The sequence below is a fragment of the Alginatibacterium sediminis genome (assembly GCF_003610775.1).
GTDB lineage: Bacteria > Pseudomonadota > Gammaproteobacteria > Enterobacterales > Celerinatantimonadaceae > Alginatibacterium > Alginatibacterium sediminis.
Genome location: NZ_RAQO01000007.1, coordinates 124,272 through 148,379, shown reverse-complemented (window position 1 = coordinate 148,379; position 24,108 = coordinate 124,272). Strand labels below are relative to the sequence as shown.

Below are 24,108 nucleotides of genomic sequence, written 5' to 3'. Positions count from 1 at the left end.
ATGGTAACGGACATTAGACGACCCTTGTCGTCTAACTAAGCGGCGTGTATCAACACGTCAATTTTAAAATCTGTAATAAACTAGCTAAAGTCTATTGTACTACAATAACGCTGGAATTCCATATTGACCTTCCAACATTCCTACAGCCAACATTGCTGCTAAGCAAATGAGTAGAACGGAAATTGGAACCACGATACGGTCAGCAAAGCTTAGAGTCTTGGGACGTTCTTTGTCGCCAATTAGACCATTGTTATCGAGTGCCATAGTTAACGCCCATGCAAGAACAGGGTTGGTAACCATTGCCGCAAATACACATATACCTGCAGACTGTGAATCTTTTGAGTCTTTAATCATTTGCATACCGGCTTCCAGTAACGGAAGAGATACACCAACCAACAAGGCTACGCGCATTACTGGTGGCCATACAGCGACATCCATAGGGAAACCAAGGATTGCAATAATGATACATAGCGAACCTAATAATATTGCGCCGCCAGGAATTGGGCGTTTCGCAATTGCAGCAGGGATCATATAGGTGCCCCAGCTAGATGTGATGTTACCACCGCCAACAGCAGTCCCAACCATTTGACGAACTGAACAAACGGTCATCGTATCATCAACATCCATTAGTACTTTCTCGGTTTTACGCGGATAGTTGAGCTCTTGGAAAATTTTATGACCTAGGAAGTCAGGTGACCACATAGCGACGGCTAATATTGCAAACGGTAGTGAAGCAATAAATTGTTGTAAATTTGGTAAACCTAGCATCCAACCTTCGGTAGTAGAGCCCCACCAATAAACCGGATTTAGGTTTGGTATACCCATCTCGGTTTCAAAGACAAGATCGAAACCGGCACCAAACACTAGCGCTATTAATAAACCACTAACGGCACAAAGTGGGATCGCTAACCAGCGTTTACCTAGTTTGGCTAGTACAGCGTAGACAATAACGGTGACCGCCAGTACTACAAGACCTAGATAGCCCATCTCGCCTTCGAGTCCAAGTGCCCAGCGTTGGATTTCTCCAATTTGGCTCATAGAACCTGTGAAGCCCAGATAAACCAGTAAGCCACCCGCAACCCCCTGAGAGGTGAGGTTAACTAAGCGCGAACCACCTTTTAAATAACTTAACAGCAAACCGAAAAAGCCGATGAGTATTGCTAGTGCAAGCGGGTGTGCGCCCGCCAAAGCGATACCAGCAATCATCGGGATCATTGGTCCGTGATTTCCCGCGAGGTTGGCACGAGGATTCATGAAACCAGAAGCAAATACACAAAAGAGTAGTGCTGGGATTAACATTTCGACCCGAGCAACTTCAATCGCGAACTCTTTGCCTAAATTCACGTGATCCCAAGCTTCGGTTAGACCATCAGCCCATGACATCATAACGGCAGAGTACATCGCGATAATACCGATGGTGCCTGCAATAGCAGGAACGAGATCTTCCCATTCAAAACGGAAATCACGGCCTGGCAAATTTAATGCCCAACGACGTGGTTTCATTATTTGCAGCTCGTGATCCAAATAATCGGAACGTGATGCGAATTCTGAAGCGGGTCGATGGAGCTCAGAATAGCTCTTTTCGTTGGCTTCGTTTGATTCGCGATTAGCTCTCTCTGCCATAAGGTCCTCTATGTAGTCAGAAATATTAAATTCGATTTTGATTGTATTTGGTGTTTAAGGCTATGCACTTTTGAAACTCTAAAACCATCTCGGCTTTGATCGTCGTGCTTTATAGCTTTCGCTACTTTCAGCGCTTCAATAATAAGCAACGATTGGGATCCGTTGGCAAACTGCAAGGTAATAGTCTCTTAAGCAAATTTTAGCAAAGCCTAGCAAATTCGGAATTTGATCCCGGTCATGATTCTCATAGTTAGTGTAATTAAATTACCAGAATTATAGTCAAAAATTGAACAATATCGATGAAATCATCGATTAACTGTAATTTATATACAGGTAAAAATTGTGGGTACTATATAGCATTGAGGTTCAGCTTCAACCGCTGCCCATCCTTTTTCATACATTTAGTGTAGACCTTGTTCGGAAAATGTAAGAACTGCATATATTTATTCCAGGACTGAATTGCAGAAACTGGCAAAGACCTGCTTATAGAGTCGTGGTGCTCTGATTATTTTTCTACTTGTGGAGGTTTGATTGATAATGCATAGGTGTTACAAACTGGCAACAAGGGCTGGCGAGGCTTCATCTCTTAAATTGGCCAATTAGTGAGATAATGACTTGAATTTGCAAGAGTGACTTTTAACCCAAGAAATCCGACCAGTACTGAGAATAAATTCATTCTTAGTGAATATTAATATTCTGCAACAGTCGCTTTCTTTGTGAATAATTCACTAATTAACGAGGATATACATCGCGATTGTTGTGTTTTGGCGGTCTCGATGGTACTTTTTCACCACGCACACTATTAACAATATTTTAATTATTGGGCTCGGGAAGAGCACTACGCCGCTAAAATGGTGTAACGACAGGGTAAGTATTTCAATGAATCAAGCCGTAGCGCTAGAAGTTAAAAACATCCATAAGACCTTCGGGCACAATGAAGTTTTAAAAGGTATAGACCTTAAAGCGCATAAAGGCGATGTCATCTCTATCATTGGTTCTTCAGGTAGCGGTAAAAGTACGTTTTTACGTTGCATGAACTTGTTGGAAGTTCCAACCCAAGGTGAGATATTTCTGCATGGCGAACAAATCCAGTTTAAAGATAAGCGCTCGCGCTCTGGCGACCGCGTGCCAGCCGATATCAAACAAGTTGAACGCATGCGATCAAAACTGTCGATGGTTTTCCAAGGTTTTAACCTTTGGTCACATATGACGGTTATGGAAAACATCATCGAAGCCCCAATTCACGTATTAAAACAAAGTCGCGCTGAAGCCATCGAAAACGCAGAAGCTTTGCTTAATCGTGTTGGGCTTTACGAGCGAAAAGACTACTACCCGGCACACATGTCCGGAGGTCAACAGCAACGAGCTGCTATTGCGCGTGCACTGGCGATGAATCCAGAAGTTATGCTTTTTGACGAACCAACTTCAGCACTAGATCCCGAACTTGTAGGTGAAGTGCTCAAAGTAATGCGGGATCTTGCAGAAGAGGGACGCACAATGATGGTGGTGACTCACGAAATGGCGTTTGCCCGCGATGTGAGTAATGAAGTTATCTTTTTGCACCAAGGCGTCGTCGAAGAACAAGGCGACCCCAAGAAAGTCTTTTTAAACCCAGAATCAGAACGAATGCAGCAATTTCTTGCACCTAAATATTAGGCATTTGTGAAGGTAAAACTGCTAAAAAGCAGTTAAGGATGCAGCGTTTCGCTGCTTTTAACACAACATGGAGTATCACAATGAAAAAAGCTGTTGTAGCAGTCTTAAGTGCACTCGCACTAACAACATCAATCGCCGAAGCAAAAGAGTGGGATAAAGTTCGTCTAGCCGTTGACGTGCCATACGAACCTTTTGAATACAAAGCTCCGGACGGAACCCTAACAGGTTTTGAAATCGATCTAGGTAATGCTGTTTGTGCTGAGATGAAAGTTGAGTGTGAATGGGTCGTTCAAGCATGGGATGGAATTATTCCAGGTTTGCTCGCACGTAAGTACGATGCAATTTTCTCTTCAATGTCTATCAATCCTGAGCGCGCTGAAAAAGTATTGTTCTCTGAACCTTACTACAATACTCCAACTGGATTCTTTGGTCCTAAAGATGCAGGTATAAACCCAGCTGATCCAGCAACAGTTAAAGGTAAAATTGTTGGTGTTCAACGCGGTACAATCCAAGATACCTACGCAACAGAAAACTACAAAGACATTGCCGACATTAAACGTTACACGGCTGGTGATGATCTTGTAACTGATCTTCAAGGTGGTCGTCTTGATATGGTCGTTATCGACTTCCCAGTAGGCGTTAGCTCAATTCTAGAGCAAGATGGTGGCGATAAATATATGGCTCTTGGTGACAACGTTCAACTTGGTGAAGGTGTTGGTGTTGCTGCTCGTAAACGTGATAAAGACTTAATTGAGATGTTTAACGCAGCGCTTGCTACGGTTAAAACCAATGGCGTTTATGACCAAATCAACGATAAATATTTTGAGTACAGCATCAAAAAATAGTCGATGATATTTATACGGGCACTTGTTTAAAGTGTCCGTTTTTATGAGAGTTCAATATGCTTGATTTACATGGTTATGGGCCGTCAATTTTTGCCGGCGCTATTGTTACCATCGAAATTGCACTGCTATCTTTACTGGTCGCGCTCATTCTCGGCATGTTAACCGCCGTAGGACGCCTTAGTGGTAGTCGAGTAGGCAACGCAATTGCGACGGCTTACACGACGGTCATTCGTGGTGTTCCTGACTTAGTACTGATGTTGCTTATCTTTTTTGGTGCTCAGATTATGGTGAACGCCGTGTCTGATTGGGTGCTAGATACCTACGACATCGAGTACTACATCAATATTAATGAGTTTGTGGCAGGGGTGACCACCATTGGCTTTATATTTGGTGCCTATATGGCAGAGACCTTTCGCGGTGCATTTTTAGCCGTTGACAGCGGTCAGATGGAAGCTGGTAAAGCCTATGGCATGAACAAATATCAAGTGTTTCGCCGAATTACCTTCCCACAAATGATGCGGCATGCGATTCCTGGTATTGGTAACAATTGGTTGGTGTTAGTAAAAACCACAGCATTGGTATCGGTGATAGGTTTGTCGGATATGGTGCGCTTAGCTAAAGAGGCGTCCGGTGCGGTGCATGAACCGTTTAAGTTTTTTATTCCGGTTGCGATTGTTTATCTCGCAATTACCAGTGTATCTGAAATTGGTCTCAAGCTGCTTGAGAACCGCTTCAATGCAGGAACCGTTCGAGGCTAATAGCGATGTACGATACGATTGAACAATTCCTGTCGAGTAATGCCATCTTTACCTTACCAACGTTGTTAGGGTATTGGGACGGCTTGGTCATGACAGTGCAGCTGGTTTTTTTATCTTTGATAATCGGCTTCTTTTTGGCTGTTCCACTAGCTATTATGCGAAATTCTCGCAATTTGCTAATTAACCGTAGTGTGTGGTTGTTTACCTATATTTTCCGTGGCACACCATTGTTAGTGCAACTTTATATTATTTACTATGGTGTTGCTTATATTGAAGGCATTCAAGAGTCGATGTTCTGGCCAATAGTACGTGAAGCTTTCTATCCGTGCTTATTCGCTTTTGTATTAAATACCGCGGCTTATACGACTGAAATATTCCGTGGCGCTATTGCGGCAACACCACGTGGTGAGATTGAAGCGGCAAAAGCCTATGGCATGTCTTATTCGCAATGTATGCGTCGTATAACCTTACCTAGTGCGTTTAGGCGGGCTTTGCCAGCTTATAGCAATGAAGTTATATTCATGCTGCACGCAAGCTCGATTGCAAGCGTGGTTACCATTGTTGATCTAACCGGCGCGGCTCGTGATGTTTACGCCAAATATTATGCTCCTTTTGAAGCTTTCTCTTTCGTAGCTTTAATTTATCTTTGCCTAACGTTCTGTTTGGTATTTGGTTTCAAAACGCTTGAAAAACGTTGGCATGCGCATCTACGACCTCTGCAGTCCTAGTTACAACACAGTGTAAAACTCGAACAGCGATTACTATTTTTTGAAATCGCTTGTTCTGCATAATCCTCTATACTCAGCTAACTCCAAATCGAATTGGGCGTAAAATGCCAAAAGCTAAGTTTGTCAGCGGTTCTATTCTCAGTCATATCTTTTTGATGACCACGACCAATGCCCTTGGATTGACAGCTCTGTTTTTGGTTGATCTGGCTGATTTGTACTTCATCAGTTTGCTCGGGCAAGCAGAGCTTGCGGCAGCAGTTGGCTACGCAGGTAGTATCGCGTTTTTTACCACCTCTCTCTCTATCGGTCTGTCGATAACAATGACCGCTTTAGTTGCAAAGGCCATTGGACAAAAGAAACGACTAGAAGCAGGGCAGCTGGTTACCAATACCTTAGTGACAGGCTTTATGTTAAGTGCCGTGGTTGCGGCATTGACATTTTACTACTCAGAGCCTTTATTAGAACTGTTAGGTGCTAAAGGGGAAACCTTAAACCTAGCAAATGACTATCTACGAATTCTACTACCATCGTTACCCATTTTAGGCTTAGGTATGAGTGCCGGAGCTGCACTTCGCTCGATTGGCGACGCTCGCCGAGCAATGTGGTCAACGCTTATTGGCGGGGCGATAAACGCAGCCTTAGACCCACTATTTATTTTTGGCTTTGGCTGGGATCTTCAAGGGGCAGCTCTTGCATCGGTAATGGCACGTTTTGGGCTGGCGGGAATAGCTTTATGGGGAGTGATTCGAGTTCACAAGCTTATTGCACCTTTCTCAATGAGTCGTTGGCTAGCTCACCAAAAACGGATATTTGCAATTGCGGTCCCGGCAATGATGACCAATGTAGCAACTCCTTTTGGCAACGCTTATGTGACAGCTGCTATTGCCGGGTTTGGCGACAGTTATGTCGCAGGTTGGGCGGTTATAGGTCGGGTAATTCCTGTTGCGTTTGGCATGATATTCTCGCTCTCTGGCGCAGTAGGACCGATTATCGGACAAAACTTTGGCGCCCTCAAATTTGAACGTGTGCGGCAAGCTTTGCATCAGGCTATGGGCTTCGCATTTGGCTATGTTGCACTAATATCGGTGGTGGTATTTTTACTACGCGAACCTTTAGTGAATGCGTTTGGCATTACCGGAGAAGGGCGAGAGTTAGTGCTATTTTTCTGCGTATGGATTTGCTTTAGCTTTGTATTTAATGGCGCATTGTTTGTCTCTAATGCCGCGTTAAATAACATTGGATATCCGATGCTTTCAACACTCATGAATGTTGGGAAAGCGACTATCGGCACGGTGCCCTTCGTTTATTTTGCGAGCCAGATTGGCGGGGCTATCGATATTCTTATTGCTCAAGCAATTGGCACTGTTGTCTTTGGTATCGGCGCTTATGCGCTCGCTTTTTATATGTTAGCGAAGGTTAAAGTTAAGCAGGCGGTAGTCGACGAAGAAGCCAATTTGCAACCGCAAATGCCAATGACAGCGTTTTGTTCAAGCCGTGCTTATATGGCGAGCAACATTGATACCAACGACGCCAAATCCCTTGATTGAGCTTTGATGACCAAACCGGCTCAATTTAGTGCAACCCAAAGACCCGGTGCGAATGCTTTGATATACTGCTGCTATCATTATTAGGAGTTGTATACATGTCGCAAGAAGGAATCACCACGCGCTTAGTTCACGCCGATCGACGTACCAATTTAGAATACGGCGCGATTCATGCGCCGGTCCATAACTCGGTTCCCTATGGCTATGATAATTGCCAAGATTTAGTAGATGTCTTTCAAGGGAAGCAAGCTGGACAAGCTTATGCTCGTCAATCAACCCCAACTACCGATTTACTGGCTAAAAAAATTACCGAATTAGAATCGGGCCACAACTCGCTTGTATTTGGCAGTGGAATGGCCGCGGTAACCGCTTTGTTTATTGCCCTGCTGAAATCTGGTGATCACATTGTGGCGAGCCGTTACTTATTTGGTAATACCAGCAGTGTGTTTGCAACTCTGTCTGGTTTTGGGGTAGACGTTAGCTTGATTGATGCCTGCGATATCAATGAGGTCGAGTCTGCACTTCAACCCAATACCAAAATGGTGTTTGTTGAGACGATAGCTAATCCAGCAACTCAAATTGTAGACTTAGAAGGCATTGGTGAAATATGTGCCCAACGCAAATTGATGTATATCGTTGATAACACTCTCACAACCGGCTATCTATACCAAGCCAAAAACCATGGTGCATCGCTGGTTGTTAACTCATTGTCGAAATACTTTGGTGGACATGGAAATGCCCTCGGTGGCAGTGTGACGGACACTGGTTTGTATGACTGGAGTGAGTATCCAAATATTTATGAAGGATACCGTAGTGGCGATCCCCGCAATTGGGGACTAACTCAGGTTAAGAAGAAAGCACTACGAGATTATGGAGGTAGTTTAAGTTCAACTCAGGCTCATTTACTGTCCGCGGGTAGTGATACTTTAGCGCTGCGTATGGATCGACAATGTGGAAATGCAATGGCACTAGCCTTGTTTCTTGATAGTCACCCAAAGGTGGCAAAAGTTTACTACCCTGGGCTGTCATCTCATCCTCACCACCTGCGGGCTAAGTCTTGGTTCAAGGATTTTGGCGCACTCGTTAGTTTCGATTTAGTTGATGGAAAGGATGGCATTGCATTTTTAGACGCGTGCAATATTGTGATTAATGCAACGCACCTCGGTGATAACCGTACCTTAGCATTACCTGTAGCGCCAACTATCTACTTTGAGATGGGCTTGGAGGCTCGGCGTAAGTCGGGTATTAGCGAAGGCATGCTTCGCTGTTCAATTGGTATTGAAGATAGTGCCGATCTTATCGCTGACTTTGAGCAAGCTTTAGATCTGATATAAAGCCTATTTTTTACCAGCTTTAGGGGGGCGGGCAAAGTTTTCGAATTCTTTGTGTAGTAAAACAAAGCGATCTTTGTGTCCCTCATTAAGCTGCAATCCTTCTATCGAACGAATAGAGCCTTTGCAATCATTAAATAATTCTAGATTTTGGCGATTCTCGCCAAGTTGTTTGAGCTGAGCTTGAATGCGATTGAGCACTGCACCAGTATTTCCGGGTGCAACTTTTAAGGCGCGATTGAAATGATTAATCGCCTCCCTAAATAAGCCTTTTTCGTAGGCTTGAATTCCAAGCTTGTTTTGCTCCCTAAAGTGCTCAACTTTATTTGAGAAACCTTCATCCTTCAGCACACGGTTAGCGCTATCTTTAGCGAACGGGTCAATATTTTTTCGAGTATCCATTTCGTTTGCAAAAGGCATGGCGTATTCAAATTCACCGACAGCACTTAAAGCTAAGAATGCATCGGGAAGCAAATTATCTTCAGTTTTATGAGGTTCCCCGAGTAACTGCTTCTGAGCATTGAATAAGAGCCGTTTTGCTTTGTTCATTTCACCTTTACTGGCATGAACTCGCGCTTCGCTTAAGCCTTCAAAGCGCTCAAAGTCAAAGCTTTCGTCTCTACCTTCTTCTCGCCGAGCATTAAAAATTACGCTGCTGACTTCTTGCAATAGGCGATTTTTCCGAAAAAGATCATCTTCGTGTTGGGCCTCTTCGATCAAGCTGCTGACATAATTACTTAGATGTTGAGGACCTCGATGGACCGAGCGCCTCGCTAGTTTTAGAATTGTTGCAAAGGTTTCTCGGCTTAAGGCGTGATCCTTGGATTCGATAGCCAGCTCAGCTAGAAGTTGATGGCGCTCAATCGACATCCCCGAAAGCTTTATACCTCGTTGTATCGTATCTAAAGCTTTATCAACTTCACCTTGTTTATGATAACTGCGGGCTAACCAATCATAAGTAATCATTAACAGTGGATACTCGATGGTGGTTTGAGTGAGTACCTTAACGGCCTCTTCGAGCTTATTGTTTAAATAATGGACACGTCCTAGTGTTGCCTTCACCCAACTGGTTTGTCGATGAGCCAACAGTGCTTCAAGTAGTTGTTGGGCTTGTTTGAGTTTCCCCTGACAAATCTGCGCTTCAATCATTAGCATTCGACAGTAGTTGCTATGGCGACCTTTATTATCAATGTATTCTTTGCACCAGCTTTCGATAGTTGGATAATCTTGATTAGAAAACGCTTCATGGACTGGTAATAGTTCCTGACGTTTTTGTTCGGCGCGAGCAAGGCGGCTATGCAATTGGAATTGTGAAAAAGGCTTAGTGATGAACTCATCTGGTTCAAGCTCAATTGCACTAAGAACCATTCCTTTTGTATTGTCGCCACTAATGATGAAAAATAGCGTTTTATTGTCAATTATTTTTTTTACGCGCAGCTCTTCAAGTAGCTGACCACCGTTACGGCCAGTACCGAGGTTAAAATCAACAAGTAATATATCAAAGGGGACTTTCACACATTTGCGTATCGCAGCTTCGCCTGTATGCGCAAAATGTACATCGGTTGCGCCGAAGTTTTGCAACATAGCTTTAAGCATGACTTGAAAGGCGCGCTGATCGTCAACAATCAGTATTTTTTTGTTGCGATAATCGTATTTGGCTGTCATTTAGTTTTATATGTTAAACCATTATTTCATCCTAGCACAGCTCTCGGAGGAGCATGAAGTAAAAGCTAAGATATGAGTTAGAGATTAATAAAAAATCAGATTGCGCTTAGACGAATATCATTCTATTATCTATCTATCACAGAAAATCGTGATTTGCCAAACTTGAAGTGATTCAAGGTCGGAAAGTTACAGGTCTCCTAGCGAGATGGCTGAACTGCATTGAGTGATTTGCGTTCACTCACAGATTAGTCTTTTTACCGTTTATTTTCTGTCCGCTTTGGATCGACCGCCAGACCTTCGTAGTCTGGCGTTTTTGTATCTGCCGTTTATGAAGCAAGCCTTCCGTAGCTCCGAGTCAGTGCCACCACAACTAATACCAATCACAGTAATTTATTGATCACTATTGTTTGACTAAAACACCAATCTTGTCGTCATAACTCTTGTCATTAGACCGCTAATAACCGCGACTTCTTCCTAAAGCTAAGCGTTTTAGTACAACAAGTAAAAGACCAAAAATATAATGGGATTGGTATAAACCTTGGTTCTTAAACAAGCCACTGCCTTATCTGTTTTTTTATAATCAAAGTAATCTAAAGATAACAAAAACTTTCGTTAAAATTCGAATGTTGGGACAGTGTGAATAGAAATTTAGGCTAGGGCTATACGCTAAGTTGAGTTCAGATGGGGAGTGAAGTTATTGAAAGTAAAAACGCTAGGGCATTGTTGGGTCGAGCTGAAAGGTGGTACTAAAATTCGCAAAAGAAGTGGTGGGGGGGGACGGATTCGAACCATCGAAGCTTGCGCGGCAGATTTACAGTCTGCTCCCTTTGGCCACTCGGGAACCCCCCCACAAAGTGCTGGCGCATGTTAGCATTTCACATCGGATTGTAAAGCCTATAATCGGTATTTAAGTGCCTTTGGGGAGCGTTTGAACAATCCGTGCGCAGTTGTATGAAAAATTACGATATATCTAAAGGGATAAGGCTTTTGGTCGATAACAAACTATAGATAATTATCGAGCACCTTAATGCTAATCAATTCACTACGCCAACAAGTATTATGCGACGAGCTTCAATTGCAACAGCAATTGAACCACGCAGTTGTGCGTGGCGATAAAGCCCAATTTGGGTTGCTGCTTAGTATGCTCGGGCAAGATGTACGCGACCAAGCTCAGTTCGATTTAGTGAAGCAAGATGTTCAAGCCCCTCAGAAATCGCTACGTGAACAATTCCAACTAGCTGAGCCTCGAAGTCTGACAAGCGATGCCGCTGACATTGAGCGTGAAGCAAATTGGAATGGTTCAGCCATGGCAGACATTCATCTGCAACAGGCGCTATATCAAAGCCCATTGAAAACCGATGATAGTATTGATGGCCTAGCACAAGATGTTGCCAATAATTTAAGTTTACTGACACGCTTAAAACATCAGGCGATGCAAAATAAACAGCCCTTACCTGAAACCGAGTTTTTTGATTCTGAAGTCAATGGAAGCGAAATGCACGCCTTGTTGAAAGACTTTGACTACGATAAAGCATTGCAAGTTCAGTATTTTAACTAGTCGTCTAGATTCTAGTTATTGATTCCAAGGTCTAATGCTCACTTGGACCCGCATTATTATGCGTCCATATCTCATTTCTAATAATCACGATACTTGTGGTCTTAACTTTAGATCTCTAAAAACACCGGATTTAAAAACTCCATGTAGGCTTAACGTTAGTTGTGGGCTAAATAATCCAAATACGGTTTTGCCCCATTACGAGTTAGACGAATACAAATTACATTTGTCGTGGCACAGTTTGTGGTGCCACTTTATCAAAGGTTACAGGTACTCGATTGCTTGAGAGGGATAAGCATTTCGGTCTAGAGTTCATAAGTAAATCAATATCGCAGTTTCCAGGATTATCCTGGGGCATCGAATCGTTTGCTAAAAACTAAGTTCTTGACGTACTCAAAGTCAACTGAGCTTATTCGTTCACTCTTCCAATATTTTCCTAATTTGGAGTTCTTCGTTTTCGGTGAAATCTAATTTTTTCAGGGTGTTCATGTTCTCCTTTAACTGAGTTGGTGAGCTTGCTCCGATTAGAATGGAACTTACGCGGACATCATTGAGCAGCCATGCTAAGGACATTTGGGCTAACGTTTGCCCCCTTGAAATCGCAATTTTTGAGAGCCTAAGTATTTTTGGTAAATGCTCATACACCAAGGCTTCGTTTAAGTAGGATTTCTCATTGCTTGCCCTGGAGTTCTTCGGAATTCCATTGAGATACTTGTCGGTAAGCATGCCTTGAGCGAGTGGAGAGAATGCGATCATCCCAAGTTCTAATTCACTCAGTAGATCTAACAATCCCTCCTCCACAGAGCGGTCGATCATTGAATATCTTGATTGATTAATGATAAAGGGGGTGCCTAAATCGTCGAAAACAGACTTCGCTTTTCTTGTTTGCTCGACACTATAGTTTGATAGGCCAATGTAGAGTGCTTTACCTTGTTTAACCAACTGGTCTAATGCGTATGCGGTTTCTTCGATAGGTGTTGAAGGGTCGGGTCTGTGGTGATAAAACAGATCAACATAGTCTAAGCCCAATCGAGTCAAGGACCGGTCTAAACTTGATATAATATATTTCCTTGAACCGCCGTTACCATATGGGCCTGGCCACATATCGTATCCTGCTTTAGTTGAGATAAAAAGCTCATCCCGATATAAGGCTAGATCCGTATTCATAACTCGCCCTAGCGTTTCTTCTGCTGAGCCATAGGGTGGGCCATAGTTGTTGGCAAGATCAAAGTGGTTTATACCTAAATCAAATGCGGTCCTGAGCAAACCTCGGGCATTGCCAAAACTATCGAACTCGCCAAAGTTATGCCATAGACCTAAAGAAAATGCAGGAAGTTGCACTCCGCTGTTTCCGCATCTACGGTATGGCATCTCATTGTAGCGCGTAGATTTTGCCTTATAGTTCTCAAATGGAGCGTGGTCATTTACTTTCATTATTACTTCGTCCTTTATCGGAGTTAAATGTAACCAGAATTAGATTTGCTAATAAATATCGTTAAATCCTCGTTAAATTTGTGAGCTCTGTCATAGAAAAAAAAAGCTGCAAAATATCGGACCCAGTTTGAAAAATTGTGCAGTATGAAAGGTACTGATGCTTTCTTAGTATTGTAATTGCTCAATAAAGAAGCCATAAACTATAAAAAAGGATTTGACATGAAATTTAGAAACCTTGCGACATCTTTAGCTTTAAGTGCCACGCTACTTTCCGCACAAGCGTTTGCAGAACTAACCATTGGTTTTTCACAAATTGGAGCTGAGAGTGCTTGGCGCAGCGCAGAAACTGAATCTATAAAGTCAGAAGCTGAAAAGCGCGGCTACACCTTAAAGTTCTCTGATGCACAACAAAAACAAGAGAATCAAATTAAAGCGATTCGGTCGTTTATTGCACAAGGTGTAGATGGGATCATCTTAGCTCCAGTAGTAGAGACCGGATGGGACCGCGTTTTGAAAGAAGCTAAAGCTGCCGATATACCTGTCGTGCTTGTTGACCGAGGAATTAAAGTTAAAGATAACGATCTGTACTTATCAAAGATTGCTTCAGATTTTGTATTTGAAGGAAAACTAGCTGGAGCCTGGCTTGCGCAAGAAACTAACGGTTACGCGAATATTGTTGAGCTTCAAGGTGGCCCTGGTGCAGCTCCAGCCATTGATCGAAAAGCTGGTTTTGGACAAATGGTTGAGCAATTCCCTGGAATGGAAATAACTGCTTCCCAGACAGGAGAATGGACGCGTACAAAAGGTAAAGAAGTTATGGAAGCCTTTTTGAAAGCTCAGGGCGAAGAAATTGATGCTGTATATGCTCACAATGACGATATGGCTCTAGGTGCAATTCAGGCAATTAAAGAATTTGGACTTATGCCCGGTAAAGATATTTTGGTTGTATCTATCGATGGGGTAAAAGCCGCCTTTCAAGCGATGGTGGATGGAGAGCTAAATGCCACAGTTGATTGCAACCCTTTACTAGGCCCACTTGCTTTCGATGCGCTTGAAATGGCGTTTAATGGGAAAGACGTTGACAAATGGATAGTGCAAAAAGACAAAATTAATGTGCAACAAGACGCTGCTGAGATGATTGATAGCAGAATGTTCTAAACCAAATCTTTTATATAAATTCCCTTCTTGCACATAGCGTGTAGAAGGGACTTCATCATGTAAATGGCACTTCTTCGAAAATACTAACAGGTCATTAGATGGAACCTAAATCGATACTCAAAGTTAGCCAGCTAAACAAATCTTTTCCTGGGGTTAAAGCGCTTAGCCAAGTTCAGTTAGAACTTAGAGAAGGCGAGATAATGGCCTTATTGGGGGGGAATGGGGCCGGCAAGTCAACGCTCATAAAATGCATCACCGGAGTATATACGTCAGACGGAGGCTCAATTAGTCTCTCTGGTCAAAGTATACGGGGTTTATCCGCTGAAGAAATTATCCTAAAGGGGATCAGTACGGTACACCAAGAAGTTAATCTTATTCCCACGTTGTCGGTTGCTGAGAATATTTACCTCGGGCGTCAACCTTATAGGTTTGGGCTTATTGACTGGGCGAAAATGAACACAAACGCCGAAGAGCTGCTTTCTAGTATGAAGGTATTTATTGATGTCACAGCAACACTAAATGACTATTCGATTGCGGTTCAACAAATGATTGCTATTGCTCGAGGCGTAGATATGTCTGCAAAGGTTCTCATACTTGACGAGCCTACAGCAAGTCTTGATAACAAAGAAGTTGAACAATTGTTTACTTTAATGCGGGAGCTAAAAAGTCGAGGTATTGGAATCGTCTTTGTGACTCATTTTCTTGATCAGGTTTACGATGTTTGCGACCAAATAACTGTGTTGAGAAACGGACAGTTTGTGGCCAGTTCAAGTGTGGATGAACTTCCACAAATTGAACTTATCAATTTGATGCTTGGGAAACAAATATCGAATAAGAACAGTTCCGGAAAAAGTAGGCATACCACTGATTCTAATTCAAAACCTTTTCTATCCGCTAGCAATATTGGTCGTAAAGGGATGATCAATCCTTGTGATGTAAATATATATAGCGGTCAGACACTTGGGTTGGGTGGATTGTTAGGTTCAGGGAGAACCGAGTTGGCAAAATTACTCTTTGGAATAGTTAAGCCAGAGCAAGGGACGATTCAAATTGAAGGCGAAGTCAAAGCCTTTGGTAGCCCTCATGATGCGATTCAAGAAGGCTTAGCATTTTGTCCAGAAGACCGGAAAGTTGAAGGCATAATCGGAGAGCTATCTGTACTCGAAAACATGGTACTTGCGCTACAAGCAAAGCAAGGTTGGTTTCGAATGATTGGGCCAAAAGAACAAAAGGAGATTGGTAAAAAGTTTGTACGTTCACTAAACATTGTAACTTCAGATATTAATAAACCCGTTAAAGAACTTAGCGGTGGTAATCAACAAAAAGTAATTCTTGCGAGATGGTTGGCTTCTGGACCATCTTTGCTAATCCTTGATGAGCCAACGCGTGGTATCGACGTCGGAGCAAAATCCGAAATACTACAAATCATTGATGGATTGTGTAAACAAGGAATGGCGCTAATGGTTATATCATCCGAACTAGACGAAATTGTAGAGTTTAGCGACCGAGTTTCTGTTCTAAAGGACCACAATATGATCGCCGAGCTTACAGGGAAAGACATTTCAACCCAAAAGCTAATGGAGACTATTGCTCACGAGGGACGAGACTAAAATGCTGACAATAAGTGATAGGAAGGAAAAAACAATTGTGTTGAAGGAAATCATGCAAAGCCGTTTGTTCTGGCCAATCTTTGTATTGCTACTTTTACTAGCTTTCAATCTGATTAATGATCCTTCGTTTTTCGCAATAGAAATTAAACAAGGTCGATTATTCGGGAGTGTGATTGACATATTGAATCGTGCCGCACCAATCGCTTTACTCGCTCTTGGTATGACGCTAGTTATCGCTACAGGAGGTATCGATCTTTCTGTTGGAGCTGTGATAGCGATTTCGGGTGCTGTCTGCGCATACCTAATACAAAATGAAATTGTTACATCTACACCACTAATTATTCTAGCTGGTATTGGTGTTGCCCTAATTGCGGGTTTATGGAATGGAATTCTGGTTAGTATATTGGGTATTCAACCCATTATTGCAACCTTGATTTTGATGGTTGCAGGTCGCGGCATTGCTCAACTAATAACAGGGGGACAAATCCTAACTTTTGACCATGTTGGTTTCGAGTTTATCGGTGGAGGAACTCTATTTGGTATCCCGTTTTCTATTGTCTTAGTAGTACTGACCTATGGCGTAACGTTTTTGGTGCTGAGAAAAACAGCTCTTGGATTATTTATTGCGTCTATTGGCGCCAATCCAACAGCCAGCTATTTTGCTGGCATTCGAGAGCCCCAGATTAAAATTTTGGTTTATATGTTCAGCGGATTATGTGCTGGTCTTGCAGGAATGATTCTAACCAGTGACATTCAAGGTGCTGATGCGAACAATGCAGGGCTATGGTCTGAACTAGATGCAATCTTAGCAGTGGTCGTGGGAGGTACAGCGTTAACTGGTGGTCGATACTACATCGGACCAACTTTGATTGGCGTACTTATCCTGCAGACTATGACGACCACTATTTTAACAAATGGGCTTCCTGTGCAATTTACACACATTGTTAAAGCTGCTGTGGTTATTTTGGTGATGCTAATAATGTCCCCACAATTTCGAGGTGAGTTAAATCGCCTGAGAACAAATAAGACGAAGGAGATTATTTAATGAAAACTAGATATCTACCGTTGATTGCAACAATTATCGTATTTGTTTCTCTTTATCTTTGGGGGGCACTGCAATTTGACAACTTCTTCAGTATGCGAGTTTTTACAAATCTATTTACTGATAATGCGTTCCTTGTTATTACAGCTATCGGAATGACATTTGTAATACTTTCCGGTGGAATTGATTTATCTGTAGGATCGATGATCGCTTGTGTAGGGGTCTCTGTTGCTGTTCTGATTGAGCATTATCAATTTCATCCGATTCTTGCTTTCACTATTGTTCTGATTTCAGCTTGGATGTTTGGCACATTCATGGGGATATTGATTGAACGTTACAAGCTACCTCCATTTATTGTTACATTAGCTGGAATGTTTTTCCTACGAGGCTTATCGTTTGTTATCAGTATTGAGTCAATTCCAATAACACACCCGTTCTATGACGAAATAGCCGACTTCTCTATACCGGTTATTGGTGGTGGCAATCTAACCGCTAGTACTGTAATCATGTTAATTGTGCTAATTATTGCTGTTTTCTTAGCTCATTACACGAGATTTGGCCGGAATGTATATGCCGTTGGCGGTAATGAAAGCTCGGCTCGTTTGCTTGGTGTACCGGTTTCACGAACGATCATAAATACCTATGCTTTTAATAGCTTTTTGGCGGCTCTAAGTGGAATTGTATTTTCCTTTTACACATTTAGTGGATACTCATTGGCTGCGATGGGGCTTGAGCTGGACGCAATTGCATCTGTAGTTATCGGAGGAACGTTGCTAACTGGTGGTGTTGGTTTTGTTGTTGGAACGGTATTTGGTGTTTTGATACAGGGAGTTATACAAACGATTATCAGTTTTGATGGGACCTTGAATAGCTGGTGGACCAAGATATTTATCGGACTACTTCTATTTGTCTTTATTGCAATGCAACGGTTGATTTCTTCAGGTCATATATTGGTCTATTTTAAAAATATGAAGGGAAGAGTTATAGGCGATACTAAAGCTGATACAACGAGGTATTAGTGAATCCCAAATCGAGATATTTTGAAATTGATACTCAGCGGCTTTTAGACCGACCGCTGAGAATCGCAATACTATTAAATCCTAAATTGGCGGCCCATTCAGAAGTGATGCGAGGTATCAGTGACTTTGTTGAAAGCAATGGTATAAATTGGTCGATAGTACTTAGTCAGGAACTGCGCCATAAAAAAACAGATGATATCGAACTCTGGTTTGACGGTATTATCGCAGACTATAGCCATGAGCATACAAAAAAACTATTAGAACCGTTGAATATCCCGGTAGTGGGAATACTTAGCGGGACTGATCAAAAAATGGCCGAATATAAGCATCCAATAGTTTGTTTAGATAACGAGAAAATGATTACCTTAGCGCATGACTTTTTAAATGCAAAGGGACTAGAACAAATTGGATTTTATAGCCTATTTGATGATGATAGCAATCCATGGCAAAAAACAAGAACCCAAACTTATTTGGATTTACAATCTAAAAAGAATAGATTACCTATTCTATATCAAGGTAATCAGGCCAGTTTTTCTTCTTGGATAAAGGAGTACCATAACCTTGCGCATTGGATTCATGGCTTAGTTAAGCCTTGCGGTATAATTGTAACCAGTGATGCTCGAGCTCGAACACTTGTTAGTGTATGTGAAGAACAGCAAATAGCTGTTCCGGATGAGATCTCCATAGTAAGCATCGGTGACATGAGACCTACGGACTACTTCAATTCAACTACGCTTTCAGTTGTTGATCCTAATTTCTATCAGTTAGGTCAGCTAGTAGGCCGTCAACTAAAAACCTATGTAGCTGGGGAAAAACCCGAAAAAATGATGTTTGCTAGTCCAGAGTTAATTGTTGAAGGCTCTAGTACGGATTTGCATTTAGTTGTCGAACCTATGGTTCTTCGAGCATTATATTTTATTCGTAAAAACTTCAATAAGGGAATTAAAGTTCAACAAGTAGTAGAATCTCAAAAATACTCTAGAACGCGGTTAGAGTCAAAGTTTAAAGAAAGTGTAGGGCACTCGATTCACACAGAAATATATCGTTTGAAATTAGATTTTGCAGTGCAGCTTTTACTAGAAAAAGATGAAATGAGTATTGATGAGATTGCTAGGAAAGCAGGGTATCCATCAGCCCACTATTTCTATAGTTTGTTCAAGAAAGAGTTCAGTCTTACTCCAACAGAATATAAAAGTGCCAAAAACGATTTCGAAGAAAGCGAGTAGTCTTTTGAAAAGTGTATTTATTCATGTGACTGATATATGAATTGGAAACGCTTGGCCTTACTTTTTTATATTAACTCTATAGTGATAGTTTTGTGTGTTTGCAATGAAGCCCTGCAACTATTTGTAGTAAGACAATAAGACTCCATGAGGGTCAAATAGGATATATATGCTAGATAGTCTTTCAATATTAGAAGAGGCAATGACAAAAACGCCCGCGATTGATGGGAAAATAGCTAAGATTGTCCACCTCAGTAATAGCAACGGTATGACTGCTTCGTTCATGGATATTGGGGCAACGTGGCTGAGCTGTCGATTATTGATTGAGAATATTCCTAGAGAAATATTGTTACGCTCTCCGAATATGGAAGAGCATAAAAAACAAAGCGCATATTTTGGTTCTATCATTGGCCGATACGCCAATCGAATTGATAAAGGCCAGTTTTATCTTAATGGGAGTATGCATCATGTTGGTACGAACGAATCCGCAAATTCCCTACATGGAGGATTTATTGGATTCGACAAACGGAGGTGGGAAATCGACTCGCATAGTGCTTCAAGCATTCTATTTAGTTTGCTTTCCGTTGCCGGTGACGAGGGATATCCAGGTAATCTTAATGTACAGGTTTGTTACACTCTAACCGAGAGCAATGAGATAAAAATTGAGTATAGAGCAACATCGGATGAATCCACCCCATTGAGCCTAACAAACCATGCTTATTTTAATTTGGCGGGTGAAAATTCGACTGCAAAAAGCCTTAACCACAGGTTAAAAATAAATGCCTCACACTATCTGCCAACTAGGGATGACCTCATTCCTACGGGTGAAGTACGCTCTACCCTCGGTACTAGTTTTGACTTTAATACTAAAAAATTAATAGCGGCCGATTTCCTTAATGATGATGATCAGAAAACTGCAGGAGGCTATGACCATGCTTTTGTTTTATCAGGACAGCCGGAGATTAATCCGGCGGTGGCTGCGACATTGAGCTCACCTGAAGATGATGTACAAATGCATATTGTAACAAGCATGCCTTCGATTCAGTTTTACTCAGGTAATGTTCTAGCTGGCACACCTGGTGCGTCAAAAGAATACCAAAACTATGATGGGATTGCTCTGGAACCACAATTTCTTCCTGATGGTCCTAATCATGTTGAGTGGGGCACTAACATGATTTTGAAATACGGCGATGTTTACGAGCATCAAACATGCTACCAGTTTTTGACTTAGTACTTATTATGGCTGTCTTGCTATCTTTGCTTTATCGCAGTGATACAACACACCAAAACTGGAATAGTTAAGAATTCGACCGCCACCATCCACTATCATCAAGCTCAACAACATCGCGGCCTAATCGTCAGCAAACAAGGCTTGCTACCCCATGATGATTGAAAAGGTTACTACCATATATTTCCTAAAGTAATTGTCCATTGACAACTTCAAGGTATGTTATGTTACAATATAACATTATGGAAATAATTCAATTTTAGTTAAGGACCCAACATGACCTATACAAGCGCACTACCAGATAAAGCGGCTATTGGCTTAAGCATTTTGTGTGTTGTTCATTGTCTCGCACTGCCCGTATTTATTGTCGTAGTACCTAACTCTTTAGCCCTCTATTTAGACAATGAGAGCTTTCATTTGTGGATGCTGGTCGCGGTGATTCCCATCAGCGCCTATGCCCTGACACTTGGTTGTAAGAAGCATAAAAGGAATTCGCTATTGTTGCTCGGTGGAACGGGGGTTCTTTTCATGATTGCAGCCGTCACTATTGGAGAACACTACTTTGGTGAACTTGGTGAGAAAGGTTTGACCTTGCTTGGAGGTGTGTTGGTGGCATTTGGGCATTATCAAAACTATCGTGCTTGTAAATGTAGCCATAAAGAATAGGGAGCTCGATTAGATGGTTGAAAATCACCTGTCAAATATTAGAGGCTGCCTAATAGTTAAGCTTGGTCACAACAGCGCCTTAGCCAGTGAGCTTGCCCCTTTGTAGGGGGCTAAACCAGAGGAAGAGCATAACACTGTGATTGTTTTGCAGCCGAAACGAGCTAATCGACACCACATGTGTGTATGCATCTAGCGTGTTTACCGGATCTGTTTTTTGCTCATAGGGCTGCGATTGTATTGAGCCGTTAGGCGAACCCTTTGAGACAAAGGCTTTTAATAGTATGAGCCTTTTAATGCGCCCTCAATTGCTTGTCTTTCTGGTAAACTAAGTTCAAGCTAAATTGAGAATTGTAAGTCATTGCTATGCCACACACTCACACAAATACCCATTCGTTAACCGATCCCCTCATGGATAAAGTGGCGAACAAATGCGCAGAAAACGGAGCGCGCTTAACACCTAAGCGTTCAAAGCTATTAGCCTGCCTTTTAAAGTCAAACCATGCGCTGTCAGCTTACGAGATTATCGATCTATTTAAGCAACAAAATGATGAAAATATCTCAGCAATGTCGGCCTATCGTATACTCGAATTTCTTGAAGAGCAGCAATTGGTTCACAAACTGCAATTGGCTAATAAGTATATTGCTTGTAAACATATCGCCTGCGATCACAGTCATGAGACGTCTCAGTTTTTAATCTGTATTAAGTGTTCAAAAGTGCGCGAAGTCAGTATTGATAAAGCGGTTGTCGAAGCCATTAGCCATAATGTTACCGATGCTGGGTTTACGCTTGCAAGCCGACAATTAGAAGTTAATTGTGTCTGTGATAAATGCACGCAGCTCTAAAGAGCAAAGAGCAGCGTTGTCGCATTGAGAATGGAAATGTTGCGCAGCTCTACAATGCAAAAACGCTAGTAACCCTGCTCAAACCAAGTATGAGTTGTAGAGGAAAGCGTGATGAGAATTCTGTAGTGAAAACTTCTTCCAGCTTCTGAAACGTGAGCGGTGAATCGTTCAACCTTATCCGAGCCTCTCTGAAATGTTTTCCAGAGTGGCTATGCATCAATTTGGGGAATGTAAGCCTAATCGGTTTCCTTCTGAATCAAGGAAAATGGCAAAAAATCCACTTTCGTCAGCATGGGCTGTTTTAGGAATAATGATTTCGCCGTGGTTTTTCACCACTTCATCAAGAATGACCTGAAGGTTGTCTCCCCCGTTTAGGTATATCGTTACGCCATTTGACGAAGGCTGGAAACCTTCTTGTTTTAAAATAACGCCGGTAACTGCCTGATTTTCATAAGGGAGTATGCCCATTTCCATACCCGGAATTTCCATTTTTTCTATATTGATGCCCAAAATGGCCTGATAGAAATTGATTGCTCTTGAAATATCCAATGCTGGAATTTCAAAAATAGAAATATAACTGTTCATACCTTCTCCACTTTGACTCATAGTTGTATCGCCTTTTTGTTGTACTGGTTCAACCGGGTCTGCGCTGTAACAAACACTGTAGCTAAAAGCTAACATTGCAACGGTAATACCCAATATGGCTTTACTCATATAACCTCACTTCTACGGATTGAAATGCTAAGGAAAGGTTATATAGTCAATGGAAAAAGGAATTGTAAAAATGCGACAGGTTAAATTCATTTATAGAAAAGAGAAGAAAGAGTCATGTTTTCATTCCCTAGAAATTCTTTTGGGCTGACTCCGGTAAATTCTTTGAAATCTTTGATAAAGTGCGATTGATCGTAGTAATCATTCTGATAAGCGATGTTGGTAAGGCTTTCGTCTTCGTTAAGCATCGCTTTTAAGGCACTTTGAAGCCGAATCAATTTACCTAACTGTTTCGGACTGACGCCAATTTGTTTAATGAACATCCTCTCAAGTTGCCTTCTTTTGGATAAATCTTCTTTGAGGATCTGGCTAATCGATGTGCTTCCCTTTGTTGCCAATAGCGTATCTATTGTTGTTTTGACGATATTATTAACCGTCGCCTGTTCATTGAGCTTATTGAGAAGAAAAGACTCGATTATCTTTATTCTTTGTTTGGTATTTGCCGCATGAATGATGTCTTGTTCTAGTTTTTTAGCCGTTTTTTCCTCGAACAACACCGCTAAGGGGGTCTCGGTATTTTCCAATGTCTTGATAGGTACAGTTACAAAGTTGGCAAAGCCATAAGGGTAAAAACGGATGGCGAATGTGCAGACGTAACCGGTTGGCTCAATATAGAAAGGGGCGATGGTATGACCCAGCACCATGGCTCTGGGCTGAATAATGAAGCTATCTTCAGAGGTAAATCTTTTTATATCGTCTCCAAGAATGAATGCCATTTCGATGGTGACATCTGGAATTATTCGTTGTCTTTGAGTATCCTGCGTTTTAGGGATTTCTAAAGTCCAGTAGCAACTTATTAGCGACTCAAGATCTGGGTGTGGTTGAAAGGTCTTATAATCCATAAGTGCTTTAGTTCCCTAAGTTGTGCCGCTGCCAAGCAGGCTTCCATCAATCATCAAATAGTATTTCAAAAGAAACAGAGTCGTCTACATCGATTTCCACAAACACAACTTATCCGAAGCTAACACTTTCGAGTTCATGCTTTAGGTCTGTGCTACCTGCTATATAGATTAGCAAGATTGATTAAAGACAGGCGCTCTTTAGCTGTCAGCACGCTATCGATTCAGACCTAAGGCTATTGTATGCCGATGGTGTTATGGCTTGAAATTAGCTCAATAGCGAATGCTATTAGCTGACATAAGGTTTTCAAATGACTGCTTCAAGTCGACAGTTGTTTGCACTACCTTGCCAAGGAAGCAGCCAACTGTGAGTTAGATGGCTTATTGAGGTTTGTTTGCCGCTTGCTCTCGTATCTGGTCGGCTACAACTTTGATAGCTTGCGCTGAACCCATGCCTTGTGCCATTAACTCTTGAATTTTTTCTACGGCCACTTGTTGTTGAGCATGGCTCAGTGGTGGGAGGTCATCGAACATATGGTGGTTCCTAACTTTATTGGGTGGCACATTTGA

At 42.0% G+C, this 24,108-nt stretch carries 21 protein-coding genes, 1 tRNA gene and 1 riboswitch; of the genes, 15 read left to right on the top strand and 7 right to left on the bottom strand.

All coding sequences use genetic code 11. From position 1 onward, the window contains the following. Nucleotides 1–99: 99 nt before the first annotated feature. Nucleotides 100–1,623 (bottom strand): DUF3360 family protein, encoded by a 1,524-nt coding sequence (locus tag DBZ36_RS13680; RefSeq protein ID WP_120355515.1) that lies wholly within the window; start codon nucleotides 1,621–1,623, stop codon nucleotides 100–102. 879 nt (nucleotides 1,624–2,502) lie between these two features. Here DBZ36_RS13680 and DBZ36_RS13675 point away from each other — a divergent pair. From DBZ36_RS13675 to DBZ36_RS13650, 6 genes are all read left to right on the top strand, one after another. After that, a complete protein-coding gene (locus DBZ36_RS13675) occupies nucleotides 2,503–3,279 on the top strand; it encodes an ABC transporter ATP-binding protein (RefSeq protein ID WP_120355514.1) in 777 nt (258 codons plus the stop codon). An 80-nt stretch (nucleotides 3,280–3,359) separates the two neighbouring features. Further along, complete coding sequence (locus DBZ36_RS13670) at nucleotides 3,360–4,124, top strand: transporter substrate-binding domain-containing protein (protein ID WP_120355513.1); 765 nt, start codon at nucleotides 3,360–3,362, stop codon at nucleotides 4,122–4,124. Nucleotides 4,125–4,180: 56 nt separating this feature from the next. Further along, complete coding sequence (locus DBZ36_RS13665) at nucleotides 4,181–4,882, top strand: ABC transporter permease (RefSeq protein ID WP_120355512.1); 702 nt, start codon at nucleotides 4,181–4,183, stop codon at nucleotides 4,880–4,882. A gap of 5 nt (nucleotides 4,883–4,887) precedes the next feature. Beyond that, nucleotides 4,888–5,610 carry an ABC transporter permease gene (locus tag DBZ36_RS13660; RefSeq protein ID WP_120355511.1) on the top strand — a complete coding sequence of 241 codons (723 nt, stop codon included), beginning with the start codon at nucleotides 4,888–4,890 and terminating at the stop codon, nucleotides 5,608–5,610. A gap of 104 nt (nucleotides 5,611–5,714) precedes the next feature. Next, a complete protein-coding gene (locus DBZ36_RS13655; protein WP_120355510.1) occupies nucleotides 5,715–7,157 on the top strand; it encodes an MATE family efflux transporter in 1,443 nt (480 codons plus the stop codon). Nucleotides 7,158–7,252: 95 nt separating this feature from the next. Continuing rightward, nucleotides 7,253–8,488 (top strand): cystathionine gamma-synthase family protein, encoded by a 1,236-nt coding sequence (locus DBZ36_RS13650; RefSeq protein WP_120355509.1) that lies wholly within the window; start codon nucleotides 7,253–7,255, stop codon nucleotides 8,486–8,488. 3 nt (nucleotides 8,489–8,491) lie between these two features. Here the strand turns inward: DBZ36_RS13650 and DBZ36_RS13645 are convergent, their stop codons facing one another. Both DBZ36_RS13645 and DBZ36_RS13640 read right to left on the bottom strand, forming a co-directional pair. Further along, a complete protein-coding gene (locus DBZ36_RS13645) occupies nucleotides 8,492–10,150 on the bottom strand; it encodes a response regulator (protein ID WP_120355508.1) in 1,659 nt (552 codons plus the stop codon). Between the two features lie 145 nt (nucleotides 10,151–10,295). Further along, nucleotides 10,296–10,372: riboswitch (cyclic di-GMP riboswitch) on the top strand. Between the two features lie 543 nt (nucleotides 10,373–10,915). Next, nucleotides 10,916–10,999, bottom strand: a tRNA-Tyr gene (locus DBZ36_RS13640). 178 nt (nucleotides 11,000–11,177) lie between these two features. On the opposite strand from DBZ36_RS13640, the gene DBZ36_RS13635 reads away from it, so the two are divergent. Continuing rightward, nucleotides 11,178–11,708 (top strand): VC2046/SO_2500 family protein, encoded by a 531-nt coding sequence (locus DBZ36_RS13635; protein ID WP_120355507.1) that lies wholly within the window; start codon nucleotides 11,178–11,180, stop codon nucleotides 11,706–11,708. Nucleotides 11,709–12,122: 414 nt separating this feature from the next. Here the strand turns inward: DBZ36_RS13635 and DBZ36_RS13630 are convergent, their stop codons facing one another. Further along, on the bottom strand, nucleotides 12,123–13,139 hold the full coding sequence (locus DBZ36_RS13630) for an aldo/keto reductase (protein WP_120355506.1): 1,017 nt from the start codon (nucleotides 13,137–13,139) through the stop codon (nucleotides 12,123–12,125). Between the two features lie 219 nt (nucleotides 13,140–13,358). Between DBZ36_RS13630 and DBZ36_RS13625 the strand changes: the two genes are divergently transcribed. The 8 genes from DBZ36_RS13625 to DBZ36_RS13590 all read left to right on the top strand — a co-directional run bounded on the left by DBZ36_RS13625 (nucleotide 13,359) and on the right by DBZ36_RS13590 (nucleotide 21,928). Then, nucleotides 13,359–14,297, top strand: a complete 939-nt coding sequence (locus tag DBZ36_RS13625; protein ID WP_120355505.1) for an ABC transporter substrate-binding protein — start codon at nucleotides 13,359–13,361, stop codon at nucleotides 14,295–14,297. Nucleotides 14,298–14,395: 98 nt separating this feature from the next. After that, nucleotides 14,396–15,907, top strand: coding sequence for a sugar ABC transporter ATP-binding protein (locus DBZ36_RS13620; RefSeq protein ID WP_120355504.1), 1,512 nt, complete (start codon nucleotides 14,396–14,398; stop codon nucleotides 15,905–15,907). Between the two features lies 1 nt (nucleotide 15,908). Continuing rightward, complete coding sequence (locus tag DBZ36_RS13615) at nucleotides 15,909–16,952, top strand: ABC transporter permease (RefSeq protein ID WP_199711877.1); 1,044 nt, start codon at nucleotides 15,909–15,911, stop codon at nucleotides 16,950–16,952. Beyond that, on the top strand, nucleotides 16,952–17,968 hold the full coding sequence (gene yjfF, locus DBZ36_RS13610; protein WP_120355502.1) for a galactofuranose ABC transporter, permease protein YjfF: 1,017 nt from the start codon (nucleotides 16,952–16,954) through the stop codon (nucleotides 17,966–17,968). The genes DBZ36_RS13615 and yjfF overlap by 1 nt, the downstream gene beginning before the upstream one ends. After that, nucleotides 17,968–19,194 carry a substrate-binding domain-containing protein gene (locus tag DBZ36_RS13605; protein WP_120355501.1) on the top strand — a complete coding sequence of 409 codons (1,227 nt, stop codon included), beginning with the start codon at nucleotides 17,968–17,970 and terminating at the stop codon, nucleotides 19,192–19,194. The genes yjfF and DBZ36_RS13605 overlap by 1 nt, the downstream gene beginning before the upstream one ends. A gap of 166 nt (nucleotides 19,195–19,360) precedes the next feature. Beyond that, nucleotides 19,361–20,422, top strand: a complete 1,062-nt coding sequence (gene galM, locus DBZ36_RS13600; protein WP_199711876.1) for a galactose-1-epimerase — start codon at nucleotides 19,361–19,363, stop codon at nucleotides 20,420–20,422. A 273-nt stretch (nucleotides 20,423–20,695) separates the two neighbouring features. Then, on the top strand, nucleotides 20,696–21,085 hold the full coding sequence (locus DBZ36_RS13595; protein WP_120355500.1) for a MerC domain-containing protein: 390 nt from the start codon (nucleotides 20,696–20,698) through the stop codon (nucleotides 21,083–21,085). A 363-nt stretch (nucleotides 21,086–21,448) separates the two neighbouring features. Continuing rightward, nucleotides 21,449–21,928 carry a Fur family transcriptional regulator gene (locus tag DBZ36_RS13590; RefSeq protein WP_120355499.1) on the top strand — a complete coding sequence of 160 codons (480 nt, stop codon included), beginning with the start codon at nucleotides 21,449–21,451 and terminating at the stop codon, nucleotides 21,926–21,928. A gap of 216 nt (nucleotides 21,929–22,144) precedes the next feature. Here DBZ36_RS13590 and DBZ36_RS13585 read toward each other — a convergent pair whose 3' ends face one another. From DBZ36_RS13585 to DBZ36_RS13575, 3 genes are all read right to left on the bottom strand, one after another. Further along, entirely contained in the window at nucleotides 22,145–22,642 is a 498-nt protein-coding gene (locus DBZ36_RS13585; protein WP_233558141.1) for a VOC family protein, read from the bottom strand. Between the two features lie 86 nt (nucleotides 22,643–22,728). Beyond that, nucleotides 22,729–23,541, bottom strand: a complete 813-nt coding sequence (locus tag DBZ36_RS13580; protein ID WP_120355498.1) for a helix-turn-helix domain-containing protein — start codon at nucleotides 23,539–23,541, stop codon at nucleotides 22,729–22,731. A 378-nt stretch (nucleotides 23,542–23,919) separates the two neighbouring features. Beyond that, a complete protein-coding gene (locus tag DBZ36_RS13575; protein WP_120355497.1) occupies nucleotides 23,920–24,072 on the bottom strand; it encodes a YoaH family protein in 153 nt (50 codons plus the stop codon). Between the last annotated feature and the right edge of the window lie 36 nt (nucleotides 24,073–24,108).